This is a genomic window from Providencia rustigianii (genome assembly GCF_900637755.1).
GTDB classification, from domain to species: Bacteria; Pseudomonadota; Gammaproteobacteria; order Enterobacterales; family Enterobacteriaceae; genus Providencia; species Providencia rustigianii.
Window position 1 is genome coordinate 2863795 of sequence record NZ_LR134396.1, and the last position, 20567, is coordinate 2884361.

General features: G+C 40.1%; 12 protein-coding genes. 1 reads left to right on the top strand and 11 read right to left on the bottom strand.

What is annotated here, in order from left to right:
- Nucleotides 1-29 precede the first annotated feature (29 nt).
- A complete protein-coding gene (locus EL244_RS13185) occupies nt 30-251 on the top strand; it encodes a hypothetical protein (RefSeq protein WP_126461454.1) in 222 nt (73 codons plus the stop codon).
- A 126-nt stretch (nt 252-377) separates the two neighbouring features.
- On the opposite strand, the gene EL244_RS13190 is transcribed toward EL244_RS13185, so the two are convergent.
- The 11 genes from EL244_RS13190 to dgt form a co-directional block, all read right to left on the bottom strand.
- Nucleotides 378-1763, bottom strand: coding sequence for an SLC13 family permease (locus EL244_RS13190; RefSeq protein ID WP_006815142.1), 1386 nt, complete (start codon nt 1761-1763; stop codon nt 378-380).
- A 371-nt stretch (nt 1764-2134) separates the two neighbouring features.
- Nucleotides 2135-6637: a TcdA/TcdB pore-forming domain-containing protein gene (locus EL244_RS13195; RefSeq protein WP_148668982.1), complete on the bottom strand. Its 4503-nt coding sequence runs from the start codon at nt 6635-6637 to the stop codon at nt 2135-2137.
- 143 nt (nt 6638-6780) lie between these two features.
- Nucleotides 6781-8130 carry a hypothetical protein gene (locus EL244_RS13200; protein WP_126461460.1) on the bottom strand — a complete coding sequence of 450 codons (1350 nt, stop codon included), beginning with the start codon at nt 8128-8130 and terminating at the stop codon, nt 6781-6783.
- A 23-nt stretch (nt 8131-8153) separates the two neighbouring features.
- A protein-coding gene (locus EL244_RS13205; protein WP_126458315.1) for an IS3 family transposase occupies nt 8154-9667 on the bottom strand; the annotation gives its coding sequence in 2 pieces (ribosomal slippage) (nt 8154-9223 and nt 9223-9667; 1515 coding nt in all).
- 29 nt (nt 9668-9696) lie between these two features.
- A complete protein-coding gene (locus EL244_RS13210; RefSeq protein WP_230084862.1) occupies nt 9697-10560 on the bottom strand; it encodes a T3SS effector HopA1 family protein in 864 nt (287 codons plus the stop codon).
- A 207-nt stretch (nt 10561-10767) separates the two neighbouring features.
- Nucleotides 10768-12069 (bottom strand): phosphopyruvate hydratase, encoded by a 1302-nt coding sequence (eno, locus tag EL244_RS13215; RefSeq protein ID WP_006815144.1) that lies wholly within the window; start codon nt 12067-12069, stop codon nt 10768-10770.
- Nucleotides 12070-12133: 64 nt separating this feature from the next.
- Nucleotides 12134-13771 carry a glutamine hydrolyzing CTP synthase gene (gene pyrG / locus EL244_RS13220; RefSeq protein ID WP_126437350.1) on the bottom strand — a complete coding sequence of 546 codons (1638 nt, stop codon included), beginning with the start codon at nt 13769-13771 and terminating at the stop codon, nt 12134-12136.
- A gap of 333 nt (nt 13772-14104) precedes the next feature.
- Nucleotides 14105-14899 carry a nucleoside triphosphate pyrophosphohydrolase gene (gene mazG / locus EL244_RS13225; RefSeq protein WP_126461462.1) on the bottom strand — a complete coding sequence of 265 codons (795 nt, stop codon included), beginning with the start codon at nt 14897-14899 and terminating at the stop codon, nt 14105-14107.
- A 244-nt stretch (nt 14900-15143) separates the two neighbouring features.
- Nucleotides 15144-17375 (bottom strand): GTP diphosphokinase, encoded by a 2232-nt coding sequence (gene relA / locus EL244_RS13230; RefSeq protein WP_126461465.1) that lies wholly within the window; start codon nt 17373-17375, stop codon nt 15144-15146.
- 16 nt (nt 17376-17391) lie between these two features.
- Complete coding sequence (gene rlmD, locus EL244_RS13235; RefSeq protein ID WP_126461468.1) at nt 17392-18723, bottom strand: 23S rRNA (uracil(1939)-C(5))-methyltransferase RlmD; 1332 nt, start codon at nt 18721-18723, stop codon at nt 17392-17394.
- Nucleotides 18724-18914: 191 nt separating this feature from the next.
- The gene (dgt, locus tag EL244_RS13240; protein WP_006815150.1) at nt 18915-20438 is read right to left on the bottom strand and encodes a dGTPase; all 1524 of its coding nucleotides are present in this window, start codon (nt 20436-20438) and stop codon (nt 18915-18917) included.
- Nucleotides 20439-20567: the final 129 nt, after the last annotated feature.

The window sequence follows — 20567 nt, forward strand, 5'->3', positions numbered from 1 at the left end:
GTTAGTACGGATAAAAAGGAGCATCATTATTGGCATTAATTACGGTGGTTTCTTGGTTGATAGGGAGGCTCGGATTTAGCGCTATTGTCTTAATGATGTTATTGGCACTGTGGTTATCTTCCGTTTCAAATTATCGTTGGTTAAAAATCGGATTTTTTGCCTTATCCTTACTATTAATATCGCCTTATGTTTTCTTCAATGCTTACATTATTTTTATGTTTTTACTGGCCACTGGAATTGACCTTTCTTAATACCTTAATCCTTATCATTCCCAAACATTATGTTTTAATGTCAGCAGACAGCACCATACTCAGCGCATAAAAAAACGGCCCCATTCTTTGGGGCCGTTATCATACTTTTAGAATCTATCGATTCAATTAAATCCAGAAGAACCAAGCAAACAGAGAAATGACAATGATACAAGCAACGTTCAGTACTGCACCAACTCGTACCATCTCAATTTGTCGAATATAACCAGAGCCAAATACAATAGCGTTTGGCGGTGTTGCAACTGGCAGCATGAAGGCACAAGAGGCACCGATACCAATAATCATGGTTAATGCCATAACTGGCATACCTAATGCTTCAGCCACGGTAGCGAAGATTGGAACTAACAGCGCCGCACTTGCCGTATTACTTGTGAACTCGGTCAGAATAATAATAAAGGTTGTCACTGCAAGAATAATCACAAACCAATGGCTTTGACCAAATGTCATTTGCATCCAGTCAGCCATGATTTTACTTGCCCCTGACGTGCTTAAAATTGCACTCAAGGTTAAACCGCCACCGAACAGCATTAAGACGCCCCACTCAGTGTTTTTCTGAATTTGAGACCAACTAGCAACACCTGTGATAGCAATCAACACGGCGGCGCTAAGAGCAATAATGGTATCTAAGTCTTTCACTCCCCCTAGCGCACTACTGATAAATGTACTCGTGATCCAGCAAATAACAGCTAATAAGAAGATAACCATGGCAGTAATACGTTTACCATTCCATTTAACTTCTTCTAGCTCAATGTCAAAACGATGCTTTAAATTTGGACGCAACATCATATACATCAGTACAAACATCATTGGCAGCAATACCACCATGATAGGAATACCGTATTTCATCCAAGATAAAAAGTCTAAACCAAGAGCAGATGCCGCTATCGCATTTGGTGGGCTACCCACAATAGTACCCAATCCGCCAATGCTCGCACTGTATGCCACACCTAATAAGACGAATACAAAAGTATTTCGTTCATGACGAACATCTAAGTTAGATAGAATCCCTAATACTAACGGTAACATCATAGCAGCCGTTGCTGTGTTACTGATCCACATGGATAACCCTGCAGTTACCCCAAACAGTAATAATACAGCAACAGAAAGGCGCCCACGTGCAGCCATTAACAAGCGATTAGCAATCAGTCTATCCAGACCTTGAATATGCAAAGCTGTTGCTAACGCAAAGCCACCGAAAAATAAAAAGATAATTGGGTTAGCAAATGCTTTTAATGCATCACCCGTTCCCATCAATCCAAGACCCACAGCGAGTAAAGGAATACAAAGTGCAGTAATCGTTACGTGGATCGCCTCAGTCAGCCAAAGAACACCAACAAAGACCATTAAAGCCAGCCCTGCATTTGCTTTGTCATCAAAAGGCAAAAATTTCAACAGTAAAATAAGCAGTACAATATCAACAGCTAAGATTATCCAACCACGCTTGTTCGGTGGGGTTGGCGAAACTGCTGGTGTCAAAGATTCGGAAGCATCCATGTTAACTCCATAGCTCGGAAGCAAAAATAAATATTTGAGTTGTTTTTTGTTAATGGTTTTTTACAAGGAGTAAAATATAGAGTTAATTTAATGGGATGAAAATGTGGATAGTCCAAAATTGCGATCTGTGCCCCGCAATTTACCTGTTTTATAGTGAAATAATCAAAAATCTATCTATAGATTCACAAAATAGGTTATTTAATCACTTAATTCATAAGTTAATAAAGTCACAGCCCGTTTATTTTCTCTATAAATCATTCCCACTAAAAATATATAACAACTTGATAGTTATCATAAATAGTACAATTTTGATTTTGTGACCTACAATCCAGCTTGACCATGAAACTCAAGCTGGATTACATTTTTATGAATTACCTTGTGAAATTTTGGTTTGATGCGTTGTTGCCTAACATCATATTTGGTACGAGATGGGTATCCATTCTTGGCATAGTTAATGAATCTCGGCTATCAAGCGCAGCCATGTGCTCCGATATTAATCGCATATGACTATCACTCTCGATATTTTGATGATTATAAATGTATTGCGCAGGCTTTATCTCGCTAACTGAAGTATAGCGATCAATAAATTGCTCAATCGAAATGCTATTTGGATGATTGATAAAATGCAGCTTTAAATGCCGATGGGATTGTTTTTCTACACCAAAAACTTGGCGTAAAATAAGCACCGTATTTTGTTCATTATCGATTACCAATAGGTCATCATCATATCGAGTAACCACCAACGAATCTAAATTTTCAATCGGTAGCATCAAGGTATCAACTAATAAGTCATTAGCATTATTATCAATAATGATAGCTTGATAATGTTGCCAAGTATCTTGTGAAATCGAATACATATCTTGGCCATCACCAGCATTTAACACGATTTGTTTAACATTTTTGATTATCGATGGAACCAAAGTATCATTCTCTTTGCCACCTTGAATGATCAACGAAGAACCAATATGAGAACGATTTTCTCCATTCTCCTTTTCAAGCATATCGACATATAAGATTTCACCACTTTCAGCAGATAGCAACAGACCGTGCCCTATGTTCTTAACGTTCTTAAATTGTAGATTTGGATAAAGATCTACAGCCTTCGGTAGCGCAGTCGAGGAAAGAAGCAACCGCTCTTGACCAAAAGCTGAGTTTAATTCTATTTCACTTACGGCTGATTGCCGATACAGTTTTTTATTCACTGTATCAAAGATCAATCCCCCCATATTTTCAGCATCTAACCCTAAGAATTGCAGATTATTTTCAGTGGATAAACTAGACGCAACAATGATTTTTCCATTGTCATACCAGGCGGGTATGAGTTGCTGACCTGAAGAGTTCCTAATTCCCAATAAAGCGATCGTTTTACAGCAATAATAATCCTGTAATTTGCTCCACCAAATAGGATTTTCTGTAAACCACTTTTCATTCAATCCCACCGGATGAAATTCACCTTGGGCATTAATTTGGCCTATAACACCATCGACATTAACGACAAATAAACTACCTTTCCAGAAAATTACATTCTCTATAAATGGCATATTCATATACCATGCTGTGGGTTTCGTTGCATCCAAGACATTCTGACCAGGACCAACCTGCCGATAGAGTTCTTTATTTTTTGCACTATAGAAATAGAAAACTTCGTTTCCAGTAGAGTCAAATATGTTTCCAATCAGAGCTAGGTCATGAGGGATAGGCCAGTGACTCTGTACCATTTTAGGATTTAGCGATATTTCCCCATGACCCAGTGAAGGTGACAGGTTGGGCTTTATTAACAGATTGTCTAAGCGTCTTAGCCAATAACGATGTTCGACTTGACTATGGTCTACACCATAGAGAGTCAACAGCTCCGATGCTCTGGAATCAATTTGATTAGTATGGTTATTTTCCTTTTTTACACCACTGATCATGTAGTCATGTAAAATGTCTCGTACAGTGCTTTGAGTCAGTTTGGGATCTGTTTTAGCCAATTCTATTAATCGCTGATGTTCCGCATTTAAGCTCAATATCTCAATATTATCTTGACCCAATCGGAAATGAGCGACCTCATTTGAGTCATTATAGCGGCATGAAAAATAGAGATCCTCACCCCCTCCCCATATCTGCATAATTTCAAAAGCACGATCAATGTCATGATTTAATTGGTATTCTGTGACAAGAGATCCACTCGCAATATCCACTTTCCAGATAGATTTTTGCGTCGGGAGATAAAAGTAGGCTTCACTTTTTGAAATAAACCCTAGAATAGCATGTTGTTTATTTTCATCTAAAGTATCAATGAAAATATAGCGTTTATTGGTAACATCATAGAATGCTTTTCCTACATTTTTACCATTATACTGATGATTATCAATAACAATATATTGCCCATGCAATTGATGCTTATCTGCATAATGTTGTAGATGAGAATCCAAGGACTCTGTTGAATCTTTCCACTGAGTTTCATTTTCGCTAACAATATTTATCTGAGCTGAAGAAATATCAATTTCATTTATTTCACTTCTCTTATTAATCACCCATATCTTCTCTTGCTTACAGGTAATATCGATCTCTATTTTTACACCACCGATAATTAAATTATTATTTTTAATTTCAATAGTATCATCAGCTAATAGGCTGGAATTAATAATCCATTTTGATGGTTTATCCGCTTGAATATCATCCATGAGAATAACTTTTATACCTTGATTAAGATTAAGCTTATATTCACCACCATTCCCTTTAAGTTTATACTCAATTTTTCCATACCATTCTTTAGCTAATTTAGGAACAACTAGCTCCCTATTTTTTTCATCCAAAATAATATCAATTGGCGTATTTACATACTCATGAAAAATTTGGGTGATTGTATTTTCACTGGGGAAAATATAAAAATCATAATCAAAATTATCCGCTTGCTCTAAACGTCGAATAACATTAAAGCCACTATCATTACGGGAAGTACAGCCTGGCCATAAATTGTAGCTATACTTAATATATGATTTAGGGATTACGGGTAACATAACTGCTTTAGCATTTTGAAAATCGACTTGATGAACGGCATCCTGATAGCCAATTCCTCGACGAATATTTATTACCTGCTGCTTATCTTTTACCATCGTTGGGAAATTACCCGCCCAAAAAATATAATTTTTACGCCCACCACCGGCTGAATGAGGAGTTGTACGATAGATATATTGGCTATCAAATTGAATCTGATTATTTTTAATGTCAATCGTATTAAATACAGCCCCAAATTTTGGAATAAATGTTTCTTTATCAGCTAGGTAATCATAGCCATTACCTTTATATGCTTGGTCTAAAGCATAAAAATAACTTCCGACGGCTTTAGCATCTTCCCCTATAATCGCGAAATTGCGGGCTAGACCAACAAAACCAATCCCTAGCCCGGCAACTATCACACTTGCACTACCTAAAGCGGCAGCGGCTGTCGCACTGCCCATTGCACCAAGCCCAATACCTGTAACGCCCGATGCGAGTCCTGCCGAGTCAAATGCAAGTTGAGTACCAAAAATAATACGTTGGGGGTCATTTTCTGCATGACTTAATTCATATATATCAAAACCAACTAACGCGCCACTAAATATGACCGTTAATCCTTCATTTGCAGTTTTAGCAAAAGAGGAAAAAAAGCAGCTAATTTCTTTTACAGAGATATTACTTTCATTATTAAGCCCTAGCCTTATTATCTGATTTATTTTTATCATATCATTCATAGCACCATGAGCCATCATGGTATAGTTGACATAGCTATGAATTTTTAATGCTAGAAATAAATTTGGCGCATTTCTTCTTACAGATGATTTATCGAGATTTTTTGCCTCAATCCATTGAATAAGTGATTGGATAGCAATACCTGCATTTAGTCCATCTACAGAGATTGAATTTCCCTCATGGTTTCTTAAGCGTATTTTATTTTCTTCAAATTGATAATACCTTCTAAATATACCCATTTGCTCCATTGAATAGCGATGGAATCGCATAAATGCGTGATCCGATGTTTCAACCCATCGAGTTATTTCCGTATCTTTTATATTAATAAATTTTATTTTATAACGACCATTTTCAATTGCTTCGACTGAAGAAAATAAAGGGATCCAGTTTTCATTAAGGGAGTACTCTGAAGATAGATTTATCGATGCATCATTAATTCTATCTCCCCATAACTCGGCATCAAGTATAGCCAGTGTAGCTTTTAATTTTGTGTCATGAATAATTTCGTCTTGCTGATAAATAATTGCATCAATTTTTTTCTCTTTAATTGATTTTATAGATAGTGGCTCTAATAAACTTAAATCCTTGACGGTTAAATGGTCACCTACAGAAACGTTTTCCATATCATCTGTATTAATGAAAACCAATTCAAAGGCTAGCTTATTATTTCGCTCAAATGAAGAGTAGTAATCTGCCATTTTTTTATCAACAAAGAATGTTTTTAGTGCGGAAAATAAACGTTTACTATTCTTAAAAGAAAATAACCCAAAATTAGGATCATAAAAATAATAACTACTTTTACCATCAACAATAATCTTCCCAATTAGCATTGCATGTTTTTTACTATTCAGAGCAAATAGTTTTGTTTCCTCTTTCATTTCTAACAATGTTTGTATCTGCTTTAGCTCCATCACACCATGGGAAAAAGAAGATTCAACTGCATCGATATTGGAATGAAGATTTTTTAGTGACGATTGCAATAACAGAGCATCTCGGCTTTCAGGATCAGCAGCTGCAATATACAGTTTATCAATGAGAATATCTGCCCCTGCTTGCCCATTACTAGCCAAAGCAACAGACATTGCTCGAACTAGGGGATAGCAACGTCCACTCGAATCTCCCTTCATCAAGGATAAATAAAAGTCTTGTGGTATCAATCGATTCGTCTTGCTACCTAACGAAGAAAATAACTCACTGAATTTACCCGTTTGAGTGAGAACCTTTGATATGTATTCTGAATGGCCAATTTCTTGAATAAGTCGATATAATGCACCTCTTTCTTTAGCATTATACTCACTTGTTATATACAATTTTTTAATTGTTGGGATGACATCGTTTCATCAACACCAGGAACAGTGACCTCCAAATATTGCTTAGCCCCAAGATTAAATTCACTTTTAAAGCGTAAATTACGTGTGACTTTATGCAAATAGATGAGATTATCGTAGCGTTCATTGACTGTTAGATGATAATCATAATTTGCATTAACACTGATATTCGTATCATAGTCATTAATTTTAATGACCGCATTCATTCCTTTTTTAGCTTTTACGCTCTGCCATAACCATCCATATTCTACTTCACGCAAATCATGAAATAGTTCACTATATTGTTTTTTATTTAATGAAATAATAGTTTTATTCATCTCAATCATATTTTTTAATATTATTCTTTTTTTACTATCTGTTGTTTGAGAGAATTCAATTTCTAACTTTTCACGAGATTGATTAAGAGCTGTAATTTGATGATCCAGTTTTCGTTTAATTTCATCTCCGATATCTAGCCACGTGTTTACCGAGGTATTTTGCTCTGATGGAGTTTCAAATAAATCTTCATCATTTGGAATATCACTAAATGTAATATTGAATTTTTTAGCCGCAACTTTTAAGTCTTGATGAATTTTATTCCGATAAATATCAAATCGTTTTTGTTTGAGTGGAAGTAAGTAATCGCCCGGTAGTTGTACTTGTACAACATTACTTTCAGTAATCGCAAAATACTTTCCTTTTTGAGGTTGTAAAATTAAATTCCATTTTTCATTTTCATAATGCATAAATAAACTAGCTTTTGTTGTATTATTTTTCCTATTATTATAGTCTCGTTCATCTACCGCCATAACAACATTATCGTATAGCAATGACGCGTCAGGCCTATTATCACGATAAACACGATATGTTTCAGAATTAAGTTCCGTTACAATAACAGAATCGCCAAGTAATAATCCTGTAAATAAAAATTTTTTATCTGGGTTCTTAATTAGAATATCAACATACTCAACTTGCTTACTTTCTTTATTTCTAATTTTTGACTCTAAAAAATAGCTTTCAATAGAAGATGGTTGATCCTCTCCATAACTGTCATCAATAAATTCCACTACATAGTTATTACTATTTCCTTTTGTGAATATAACCTTTCCTTCATTTGGAGCCTGTAAAATTGCATTGAGTTCTTTCGTATTAATAATATATTGCTGGGAGAAGCTAACAGGATCTTGCTTAAATATTTCTATGTTTTTACTCGGTAAACGTTCAGATGGATGCCCACCGCCAGCTAAACTAGTATCAATGTAAGCCTCTCGAACAGATTGAGCGAGCAATGCAGGATGCTCAACATCATAACCATAAATTCTAAGCTGAGCGGTAAGTGTCAAGGTAGTTGTCACCCTTTGTTAATTTAGGCAGCCTGTTTTTCCCGCTCAGGATTCAGGGTGACGGTCTCTTTTCTTTGCCAGTTCCGGGTATCTCCGGACCACCGTTCGGGATGGGTAGCTTTTGCTGTTTTGTACACTGCATCACGTTGTTTCAGCAGGGTAATATCCTCACCGGTATGCCGCTGCGACGGCGTGACATAGCCGATGCCGCTGTGCAGATGCCTGTCGTTGTACCACCGGGTAATTTTTCCCACCCATTTCCTTGCTTCCGTCAGGGTTTTAAAGCCCTGTGATGGCCACTGCGGCACGTATTTCAGGGTCCGGAACACGGATTCCGCATAGGCATTGTCATTGCTCACACGCGGTCTGCTGTGGGATGGCGTGATGTTCAGCTCATGCAGTTTCATCTGTAAGGTCTGTGATTTCATCGCCGCCCCGTTATCCGCGTGCAGTACCAATGGCTGACGCCAGCACCCCTCACGCAGGACTGTGCGCTGCATCAGCGCCGCCGCCTGTTCGCCGCTTTCGGTCTCATACACTTCGTAGCCGGTGATTTTCCGGCTGTAGATATCGAGTATCATGTAGAGATAAAACCAGCGTCCGCGCACCACCGACGGCAGCCAGGTGATATCCCATACCCAGACCTGACATGGCCCGGATGCGGTAAAGGTGGTCGGTACCGGTACTTTTTTCGGGCGCTGCTGACGCCCCCGGTGATGAAGTTCTCCGTGGCGGCGCAACACCCGGTAAAAGGTGGATTCACCCGCCAGATATATCCCTTTATCCGCCAGTTTCGGGACAATTTGGGACGGCGGCAGACTCGCGTATTCAGGTTGATGGCAGACAGTCAGTATCTGTTTTTCTTCTTCCGGACTCAGCTTGTTCACCGGCACCGGACGCACTGCGCCCGGTCTGCCGTCCGACGGGGATATCTGCCAGCGCCGCCAGGTCCGCAGACTCAGCTGAACTTCCCGGCAGGCAACAGCCAGCCGTGCGCCGGAGCTCACCGCCTCATTAATCCACCGGATAAACAGGGTGCGTTCGGATGCCGGAGTCAGTCGTCCCCGCCGGTTTCCCCGTAATAATCGCTGAGCTTTTTTCGCAGCACCAGGATTGCCGCCGCCTCCGCCAGGGCTTTTTCCTTGCGGACCAGCTCACGCTTTAACTGTTTGTTTTCCTTCTGGCTTTGCTTCAGTGCGGCTTTATCTCCGGGAGAGGATACCTGAAGAAAACCCTGTTTCCACTGCACCAGCTGCTCCGGATAGAGTCCTTTTTTGCGGCAGTATTCCGCCACTTCCGCTTCGCTGAGTGTGGCGGTTTCCACGATGGCGGCAAAGCGGGCTTCCGCCGGCCACTGTTCACTGTTTTTGTCTGCACCGGGCACGGGTTTTCCTTCTGATTTAGCCTGATTACGCCAGTTATACAGCGTAGCTTCGGATATTCCTTCCGTTTGTGCAACTGCGGAAACGGTCATGTTGTACGGCGGTAATAATTTAGCCAGTATGGCGGCTTTTCGTTCAGGTGAAATACGTTTCATGTGTCACTCCGCGCCCTCAGGTTTATTTTTCAGAGGGGGTGACAACTATCCTGACACTGAGGGTGAGCCTCAAGGCATTTATCGACTGGTTTTTCTGTTAATAATGATTCAGTCACAGCCTTAGCAATTATCTCCGCACGGGCCTCTCCGTGGCTACTAGACTGCCCTTTCAGGGTTTCTGAATAAGAAATACCTTTATCTACCCGGTACATTCCTATTGGCACATGCTCAAGAAAAGCATCTTCTGGCATTAATTCTCTCAGTTGTTGGCTAACTTCAATCGCATCTTGTAAATTTGCATTAGAAAAATAAATAACCGCTTGATCAGTTAATTTTCCTAAGTTTTTAGGGCCCATAATTTTTGACTGCATAACCCGCTTATTTGGATCATGCTCATACAATTTCATTAATGCTTGTGATAAAAAAATAAAATTTTCTTTTTTGACATTTATTGTTAAGCGAGACATGAGCATTGAATGATTATTATATCGTTCTTTATAATCTTTAGGTAAAAATCGATAGGCAGTACCATCTAATAAATCATGGTCAGCTAAGCTAGAAAAATAATCATCATTTTTACCTTGGACTCTAACTTCAACACTTGGTTTATCGGTAAGTAATTTTTTAAACTCACTTAAAAATATTTTCTGTTCATCAACAGTTAAACCTACAATACCATCAGGTCGATTACCGCTGTAGTGAAAATAGGCAATACTTGTAATTTTACTTTCTAATGCTTTTTTCTTATTAATTATTGATTCACTCCATCCTCCATTATTTTTATATTCTGTTTTTATTTCTGTTACTAATCTATTTAATGTTTTACTTTCTTTCGCTCGCTGCTCTATTATTTTTGTTGTTGAAAATAATGAATCATGACTATCCTTTCCCATAATAATATCCTTATTTAATATTCATATTAATTATCAACGACATTAAGTTTTTAAATGTCATTAATATTAGTAACATAAAAAATAAAAATATTTAAATATACTTAATCTGGATTTTTTATACTTATTACATAATTCGCAAAGCATTTTAGATGCAAAAAAAACGGGAAGATTTCTCTTCCCGTTTATTAGACTAAGGCAAATTAAAATTTATGCTTGGCCTTTCACTTCTTTCAGACCATTGAATGGCGCATTTTTACCTAACGCTTCTTCAATGCGGATCAATTGGTTGTACTTAGCAACACGGTCAGAACGGCTCATAGAACCTGTTTTGATTTGACCTGCTGCAGTACCAACTGCTAAATCAGCAATTGTTGCATCTTCAGTTTCACCTGAACGGTGAGAGATTACCGCTGTATAGCCAGCATCTTTCGCCATTTTAATCGCAGCTAACGTTTCAGTCAGAGAACCAATTTGGTTGAATTTGATCAGAATTGAGTTAGCGATGCCTTTATCAATACCTTCTTTTAAGATCTTAGTGTTGGTTACAAACAGGTCGTCACCAACCAGTTGGATTTTGTCACCAAGAACTTTAGTTTGGTATGCGAAGCCATCCCAGTCAGATTCATTTAAACCATCTTCAATAGAAACGATTGGGTACTGTTTAGTCAGCTCTTCTAGGTAATGAGTGAACTCTTGTGAAGTGAAGGTTTTACCTTCGCCTTTCAGTTCATAGTTACCTGTTTCGTTGTTGTAGAACTCAGATGCTGCACAGTCCATAGCCAGAGTAACGTCTTTACCTAAAACATAACCTGCTTGTTCAACAGCTTCTTTGATAGCAGCCAGTGCAGCAGCGTTAGATTCTAAGTTTGGAGCATAACCACCTTCATCACCAACAGCAGTGTTCATGCCTTTAGATTTCAGCACTTTTGCTAAATGATGGAAGATTTCAGAACCCATACGAACCGCTTCTTTCAGAGTCGATGCGCCAACAGGTTGGATCATGAATTCTTGGATATCAACGTTGTTATCTGCGTGCTCACCACCATTGATGATGTTCATCATTGGCAGAGGCATAGAATATTGACCGTGAGTACCGTTCAGATCAGAAATATGCTCATACAGAGGCATACCTTTTGCCGCAGCTGCCGCTTTTGCGTTTGCTAAAGAAACAGCCAGAATTGCGTTTGCACCAAATTTAGATTTGTTTTCTGTGCCATCCAGGTCAATCATGATTTTATCGATATTTGCTTGATCTTTAGCATCTTTACCGATAAGTGCTTGAGCGATTGGACCGTTTACAGCTGCAACAGCTTTCAGAACACCTTTACCCAGAAAACGTGATTTATCACCATCACGCAGTTCCAGTGCTTCACGAGAACCTGTAGATGCACCTGATGGAGCAGCAGCTAAACCAACAAAACCACCTTCTAAATGTACTTCAGCTTCAACAGTTGGGTTACCACGAGAGTCAATGATTTCACGACCGATCACTTTAACAATTTTGGACATTAGGTTTTCCTCAGTACAAGTTAAATTTCGGGAAGTTAGCTAAAAATGCCGACTTCCCCGTATCTTATTTCAACTCACCTTTCTGGTACTTACCAGCGGCTTTAACAAAACCTGCAAACAACGGATGACCATCTCTTGGGGTAGATGTGAATTCAGGGTGGAACTGGCAAGCCACAAACCATGGATGGTTTGGATTTTCGATAATCTCAACCAGTTTATTGTCCACTGAGCGGCCAGCAATATTCAGACCAGCATCTTCGATGCGTTTAAGCATCATATTATTCACTTCATAACGGTGACGATGGCGTTCGATAATAGTATCCACACCATACATACCATGAACAAGGCTGCCCTCTGTCAAATGACATGGTTGACCGCCAACACGCATGGTTCCACCAAGATCGCTCTCTTCAGAACGAACTTCAAGATTGCCATCTTCATCACGCCATTCTGTAATTAGCGCAACGACTGGATATTTACAATCTGCTTTGAATTCAGTGGAGTTAGCATCTTCCATATGCGCAACATTACGCGCAAACTCAATCAGAGCAACTTGCATGCCTAGGCAAATACCTAAGTATGGGATTTTGTTCTCACGTGCATATTGTGCAGTTAGAATTTTCCCTTCAATACCGCGAGAACCGAAACCACCCGGAACTAAAATAGCATCCAGACCTTTCAGTAAATCCACCCCACGGGTTTCAACATCTTGAGAATCAATCAATTTAATATTGACGGTTAAGCGATTTTTCAAGCCCGCATGTTTCAGCGCTTCAATTACCGATTTATAGGCATCTGGTAATTCAACATATTTACCGACCATACCGATGGTGACTTCACCCGCTGGATTGGCTTCTTCGTAAATAACTTGTTCCCACTCTGACAAATCAGCTTCTTTGCATTCTAAACGGAAGCGGTTACAGATATATTCATCCAAACCTTGTGCTTTCAGCATGCCTGGAATTTTATAAATAGAATCTGCATCTTTCAGTGAAATAACTGCTTTTTCTGGGACATTACAGAACAGTGCAATTTTCGCACGTTCGTTCGCTGGAATAACGCGGTCTGAACGGCAAATTAATACATCTGGCTGAATGCCAATTGACAGTAATTCTTTGACAGAGTGCTGTGTAGGCTTGGTTTTGACTTCCCCTGCTGCCGCTAAATACGGCACTAAGGTTAAGTGCATATACAATGTATGCTCACGACCTACTTCTGCCGCCATTTGACGAATTGCTTCAAGGAATGGCAGAGATTCGATATCACCAACAGTACCGCCGATTTCAACTAATACGACGTCATGACCTTCACCACCACGGATGATGCGATCTTTAATTTCGTTAGTAATATGAGGGATAACTTGGATAGTCGCGCCTAAGTAGTCGCCACGGCGCTCTTTGCGTAAGACTTCAGAATAAACACGCCCCGTCGTAAAGTTATTGCGACGTGTCATTTTAGTACGGATGAAACGCTCATAATGACCTAAATCCAAGTCAGTTTCAGCGCCGTCTTCTGTAACGAAAACTTCCCCGTGTTGGGTTGGGCTCATAGTACCTGGATCTACGTTAATGTAGGGATCCAATTTCATAATGGTTACATTGAGTCCACGGGCTTCGAGTATAGCCGCCAATGAGGCTGCGGCAATGCCTTTACCCAGAGAGGATACGACCCCGCCGGTCACAAAAATATAGTTAGTTTTCATGCTGAACCTGAACGTTTAGGTTTAAAAGATGATGGATATAACAGGACGGGAAAACAGTATACCCGAACCTTAAATTCCCTACAAATGTTCTAAGCGTAATAAGGTTAGTTTTCATCAATACCTTAATAATATCAGCAAGTTAAAAATAAAAATATTTATCGTTTGATAAATAGTCACTTTTTACCGCACTATTCACCTGTTTTGCAAGATTAACACATTATAGAGTAAAAGCTAAATCCTTTCAGCTTCATGTATAGCTTTAAAAATGCTATTTTGCATTAAGTTTGATTTTGAATAACTATTTCAATCCGCTATTGTATCTACCTACAAACACTATTCATCTGATTTGATAGAAACCCACAAGGCTTCCATCTCATCAAGTGTAGCAGTTTCTGTCGTTTTGCCACTTTCTGCTAATCGCCTTTCGATTTCACGAAAACGTCGCTCAAATTTATTGCATGCTTTTTGTAAGGCAATTTCTGGCTTATGGCCTAAATGGCGAGATAAATTCACCGTCGCAAACAGTAAATCACCAATTTCTTCTTCGAGGTGCTGCTCATCAACGACGACTTGTGTAGCCTCCTCCATCACTTCGGCCAGTTCTTCGGTAACTTTATCTGCCACCGGACCCAAGGTATCCCAATCAAAGCCCACAGAAGCACAACGTTTTTGAATTTTGTAGGCTTTCATTAAGGCTGGTAAAGTGTTTGGAATATCATCCAATACGGAATATTGCTCTTTTTCTGCACGTTCTTTTGCTTTACGCAGTTCCCAACCCGCAATGACTTCGCTGCTACTCAGTTGGTTGTTAGCATCAAAGATATGAGGATGGCGGCGTTCTAGTTTATCGCTCACTGCTTGGCAAATTTCATCGAAATCAAACAAGTTTTGCTCTTTTGCCATTTGGGCATAAAAAACCACTTGAAACAGCAAATCCCCCAACTCACCTTTTAAATCAGTAAAGTCTTCACGCTCAATGGCATCGAGCACTTCATAGGTTTCTTCAAGGGTATAAGGGGCAATGGTCTTAAACGTCTGTTGTGTATCCCACGGACAGCCATTTTGCGGGTCACGCAGTTGAGCCATAATGGAGAGGAGTCGTTCGATTTTCGGATTGCCCTGACGCATATTTAACCCTTATCAATAAATTAGTTAGTTATGATTTAATGAGGGGTTATACCTTAACGAAATTAAATTGAATACGCTAAATCTTTTAAGTTTTCGTTCAGTAAAACGACGGAGAAGATATTTTCAAAATAGTTTGGATGCACAGCTAGGCGGCAAGTAAGCGAGATCCTGGGAGCATACACAAGTATGTGACTAGGGCGAGAGCACGCAGCCAACAACGCTGCGCGCCAAAATATGCAGAAAATTAGGAGGAATGGCGCTTCGCTTCAATCACATCCGCCAACTGGTTTAATTTCGAAAGCACCCTTCCCAGCACTTCGATGTTATACAACTCGATGGTCATATCGATAGTGGCGAGCTGCTGCTTCACATCGCTGCGGCTACTCACCCCTAATACATTGACTTTTTCATTCGCTAAAATCGTCGTGATATCGCGCAGTAAGCCACTACGGTCATTAGCTATCACTCTGACAACTAACGAGTAGCCACTGGAGTAATTTTCCCCCCAAACAGCATCGATAACGCGCTCTGGAGCGTGGCTTTGCAATTCAGCAAGTTGTTCACAATCGGCACTATGAATAGAGATACCGCGACCTTTTGTGATAAACCCGACGATTTCATCCCCCGGAATTGGCTGGCAACAACGAGCTATATGGTGCATTAAGTTACCCACACCTTCGACGACCACACGCCCACTACCATGGGAAGGCGCTCTTGGTAACGCTGACTTACTCTCCAGCGTTTTCATTGCTGCGCGGTCTTCTTCTTCCGCTGTGGCTTTATTAAACTTAGCTTGTAAGAAATTAACTAGCTGGTTGATACGGATATCACCACCGCCAATGCCCGCCAAGACTTCATCCAATGAATGCACATTGTAGCGAGCAATCAACAATTTTTCGGCTTCTCTCAAGCTGATATCCAGATGGGATAATTCACTATCCAGAATCTGACGTCCAGCCAGAATATTTTTATCGCGATCCTGTTTGCGGAACCAGTTTTGAATTTTTGCGCGGCCACGGCTGGTTGTCACATAACCCAAGTTTGGATTTAACCAGTCACGACTCGGGTTTGGATGCTTTTGAGTGATAATTTCAATTTGATCACCCATCTGCAATTGATAGCTAAACGGTACAATCCGTCCACCAATTTTCGCCCCGATACAACGATGCCCCACATCACTATGAATGTGGTAAGCAAAATCGAGTGGCGTGGAACCCGTTGGTAAGTCGACAACGTCCCCTTTTGGCGTAAAGACGTAAACTCGGTCATCAAATACTTGGCTACGAACTTCATCCAGTATTTCGCCAGAATCTGCCATCTCTTCTTGCCATGAGATTAACTTACGTAGCCACGCAATACGGTTTTCATAGCTACTACCTTTACCAACGCCAGTTGAGCCTTCTTTATATTTCCAGTGCGCCGCCACACCTAATTCTGCATCTTCATGCATTTGGCGAGTACGAATTTGGATTTCTAACGTTTTACCATTTGGCCCCAGTACTACGGTATGAATTGATTGATAGCCATTCGGTTTAGGGTTCGCCACATAGTCATCAAACTCATCCGGTAAATGACGGTAATGAGTATGCACAATCCCTAATGCAGCATAACAATCTTGTAGTCGCTCAACCACGATACGCACAGCTCGCACATCATACAGCTCACCAAATGCTAATGATTTTTTCTGCATTTTGCGCCAGATGCTATAGATGTGTTTTGGTCGACCATACACTTCCGCTTGAATTTGCTCTTTGAGCATATACTTACGTAATGTGGTCACAAAATTATCAATGTATTCTTCGCGATCAATTCGGCGCTCATGGAGTAATTTTGCGATTTTTTTGTATTCATCGGGATGCAGATAACGGAAACAGAAATCTTCCAATTCCCATTTTAATTGTCCGATTCCTAAGCGGTTGGCTAATGGCGCATAAATATTGGAGCACTCTTTAGCTGCCAATACTCGCTCATCTTCACTGGCATCTTTAACTTCACGTAAATGAGCGATACGCTCTGCCAGCTTAATAACAACGCAGCGAAAATCTTCCACCATCGACAAAAGCATGCGACGGATATTATCCACCTGTACTGAGCTGGTTTCATTCGATTGAGTGGCTTTGAGTTCGCGAATGGCATCCATCTCAATCACACCTTTAACTAGTGCATGAATGGATTGACCAAATTCATCGATGACAGATTGGTCGTCGAGTTTTCCTTCTTCAACCAAAGAGAAGAGTAATGCGGCTTGTAGGCTTTCTATATCCATACTGAGTGTGGATAAGATTTCCGTCATTTCAATGCCGCGCCATAGCAGCAGAGGACCGATTTCTTGCCCCGATAATTTATCGTGACAATACTGCCAGGTATGGATGAGTTTTTCTTCTGATTGTTTATTATTCAAACCCAAGCCAGTGACCCATTTTTCGGGGTCAAATTCACCTGCTGGGGTTAAATGCGCACTTCTTACTGCAACCATATATTCTCCCTACCTGTTAACCCTCTGGGCTACGAATGAATAGCGCCATTGATTCCAGATGACTTGTATGCGGAAACATATCCAACATCCGCAACTGATGTAACTGATACCCGCCTTCAAGTAATGCTTTACTGTCTCTTGCTAATGTTGTTGGATTACAAGAAACATAGACAATTTTTTCTGGCATCAGTTTAGTTAAATGTTCAATTACTCCTGCAGCGCCTGCTCTAGCAGGATCTAGCAATACTTTATTGAAACCTTGCTGCGCCCATGGCTGAGTATGGATTTGTTCTTCCAAATTAGCATTATAGAATGATGCATTATTAATTGAGTTGAGCTGTGCATTACTTCTGGCCTGACTGACTAAATTTTCAACACCCTCAACACCAACGACAGATTTTGCTATCCGCGCAATAGGTAACGTAAAATTACCCATACCGCAGAAAAGATCCAATACTCTATCTTCAGGGCTTATATCCAACCATGCTATGGCTTGCGCCACCATTTGCTGATTAATTTCCCCATTCACCTGAATAAAATTCAAGGGATTAAACTGCAATGATTCATCAGCAACTTGATATTCTGGCAATCGTATTGATGGTTCAAGAGGCTGCAATTCGCCTTCATTCCCCGCCAACCAAATGTTTACTTGATGTTTCTGAGCAAATTCTAGCAAACGGTTTCTATCTGAAACGTTAACGGGGACTAAGTGGCGTAGCAGTATAACGTTACCGTTATCTGCATGAATAAGCTCAACGTGCCCTAATTTGGCGGCTATCGATAATGAATTTAAACACTCAGAAAGCGGTGCAAGTAGTGCATCTAGTTCATTGTTTAGCACGGGGCAACTTTTAATATCGACCAGTGTATTAGATTGATTTTGACGAAATCCCATCACCAAATGCCGGGATTTATTTTGGTATTGCAGACCTAAACGCGCGCGACGGCGATAGCCATATTCCTCACCACTGATCACGGGAGTGGCTGGCTTCGTAACACCCGTTTCTCGCCTCATTAGATGTTGAAGAGACTGGGCTTTGCTTTCTCTTTGCAAGGCAATGTCAATATGTTGCTGCTGACAGCCGCCACATTGGTTGAAATAACGGCAACGAGGTTTGACTCTTTGAGGGCTACTACTTAGGCGTTTAATTACTTTCGCTTTTGCAAAATGGCGTTTATCTTCAGTAATTTCGATTTGAGCCTCTTCACCAGGCAACAGCCCTGCAATAAAGACCGCTTTTCCATCTAGGCGAGTAACACCTTGCCCAGCGGCATCTAAGCTATCAACGACAACCGTCATCTGACGGCGTTGGGTAGTACGGCGATTTGGCGAGTAAAATTGGGCCATAAGTAGTCACTAAGTGGTGTTAAATTAATTCTATCTGAACCCGTAATCACAGTTAAAAATGGCGCGGTAAGCAACGCACGATTTCAGATAATTTGTTCCAAAATTGGCGAGCTATAATAGCATTTTTTTATCAAATGCGGTGGTCACTTAGCTTTTTTGTCTGCCTATTAATACTCTCTTTTGGCAAATTTCTAATTAGTTACCATGAATTTTCTATATTCTTCATAGGCATAGTGATCTGTCATTCCGCTAATGTAATCCTGAATTAATCTCGCGCGGTAATAGAATTCTAAAATCGATCTATCCGCATCATTTGTAGCAGAAATTTTTTCTAATGCCTCGTTGTAAGACAAGCGATGCTTATTTGACAATTTATGAAACAGTCTCGTTTCAATAAAAAAATGTTTGTGGTAATTCTGCTCTACTAAAGAGGCAAAATCATCGCGATCCATCATCAATAATGGGCTATACACATCCAATAAACCGCTAATAATTCGATATCCCTGAAGCTCCAATTCTTCAACTTCATGATGGTTAAACACATGTTTAAACGCCACCATTTTCAATACCTTGAGTAACCGATGTTCTTGGCTTTTATCCTCTAACAAGGCGCTATTAAAGCTACCGTGATAAATTTCCGGCAGATTTTGGATAAAACGCTGAGCGCTGTAATGCGCTAATTTTCCTGTGATATTCACGCGCAGATACATAAAAAACTGATCTTGCTGGATGCGCCTTGTGTGGTTATCGCTGATATTATTAAACGCCCGCATAATGGTTTGGTCGAACAAGTCACCCGGCTTAACCTCCCCCCACTCGACGTTTAAATAATCGATCAATTGCTCAACCGTAAAAATACCTTTTTCTGCGGCATCATCGAGATCAGCAATGCAGTAGGAAATATCATCGGCGGCTTCCATGATGTAGGTGAGAGGAAAACGGCAATAAGGATCCATATCGAGTTTTTTACTCAACTCACTCACAAAATCGGCTTCAGACCAGTAATAACCTGGTTTTTTCATTAAATAGTCAAATTCTGCAGGAATAGGGTCTAGGTCGTAAGCCCCGCGGGTATATTTTAAAATCGAACCGATTTGCGCATAAGTCAGATTGAGTTTGAGTAAACGATGCGCCATTCGTAACCCTTGAGCATTCCCTTCGAATGAGCATAAATCACGCTTGAGTTGACGACGAAACAAGTCTTGTTTTTCATTACCGGTCAGTTGTAATGCTTTGATGCGGCAAGGATCTGGAGCCTCTGGGGAGAAAATATAGTCTGGCGCAAGTAATTTGCTAAACCAGCGCTGAATGGCTGCCTCGCCAAAGTGCCCAAATGGAGGATTACCAATATCGTGCATTAAGCACGACATTTCGACAAGGCTTTCAAATGCGTCACAACGATCCGTTAGCCCATATTCATCAAGCAATTTTTTCTTTTTTAATTCGCCAAGTACCGTTTTGCTAATATAACGCCCTACTTGTTGAACTTCGAGGGAGTGAGTTAATCTGCTACGAACTGCGGAGTTTTGTTCTAGAGGAAAAACTTGCGTTTTTTGTTGCAAACGACGGATAGCAGCAGAGTTAATAATTCGTCCACGGTCGCTTTCAAATAAACGATTTACCGCGTCTTCATCCAGCGGAGAGACTTTCTGACCTTTAGCACTAATGTAGTTACGTTGAAAACTCAGTTTTTTTAGAAAATTAATCTCTCTCACGCAAATCCCTTCCCTATATAGACTTACTGCTAAGTATAGAAGCAAAACTCAGGAAAAATACCCCACAAAGCCCCTTTCAATGGTACACTTCGCGCATCTTTTTAAACGTTGTTTATAGCACGATGGCGC

Excerpts from the sequence above, each read along its gene's own strand:
- EL244_RS13190 (WP_006815142.1), bottom strand. The coding sequence starts at position 1,763 with ATGGATGCTTCCGAATCTTTGACACCAGCAGTTTCGCCAACCCCACCG.
- EL244_RS13210 (WP_230084862.1), bottom strand. The coding sequence starts at position 10,560 with ATGGGAAAGGATAGTCATGATTCATTATTTTCAACAACAAAAATAATA.
- eno (WP_006815144.1), bottom strand. The coding sequence starts at position 12,069 with ATGTCCAAAATTGTTAAAGTGATCGGTCGTGAAATCATTGACTCTCGT.
- pyrG (WP_126437350.1), bottom strand. The coding sequence starts at position 13,771 with ATGAAAACTAACTATATTTTTGTGACCGGCGGGGTCGTATCCTCTCTG.
- mazG (WP_126461462.1), bottom strand. The coding sequence starts at position 14,899 with ATGCGTCAGGGCAATCCGAAAATCGAACGACTCCTCTCCATTATGGCT.
- relA (WP_126461465.1), bottom strand. The coding sequence starts at position 17,375 with ATGGTTGCAGTAAGAAGTGCGCATTTAACCCCAGCAGGTGAATTTGAC.
- rlmD (WP_126461468.1), bottom strand. The coding sequence starts at position 18,723 with ATGGCCCAATTTTACTCGCCAAATCGCCGTACTACCCAACGCCGTCAG.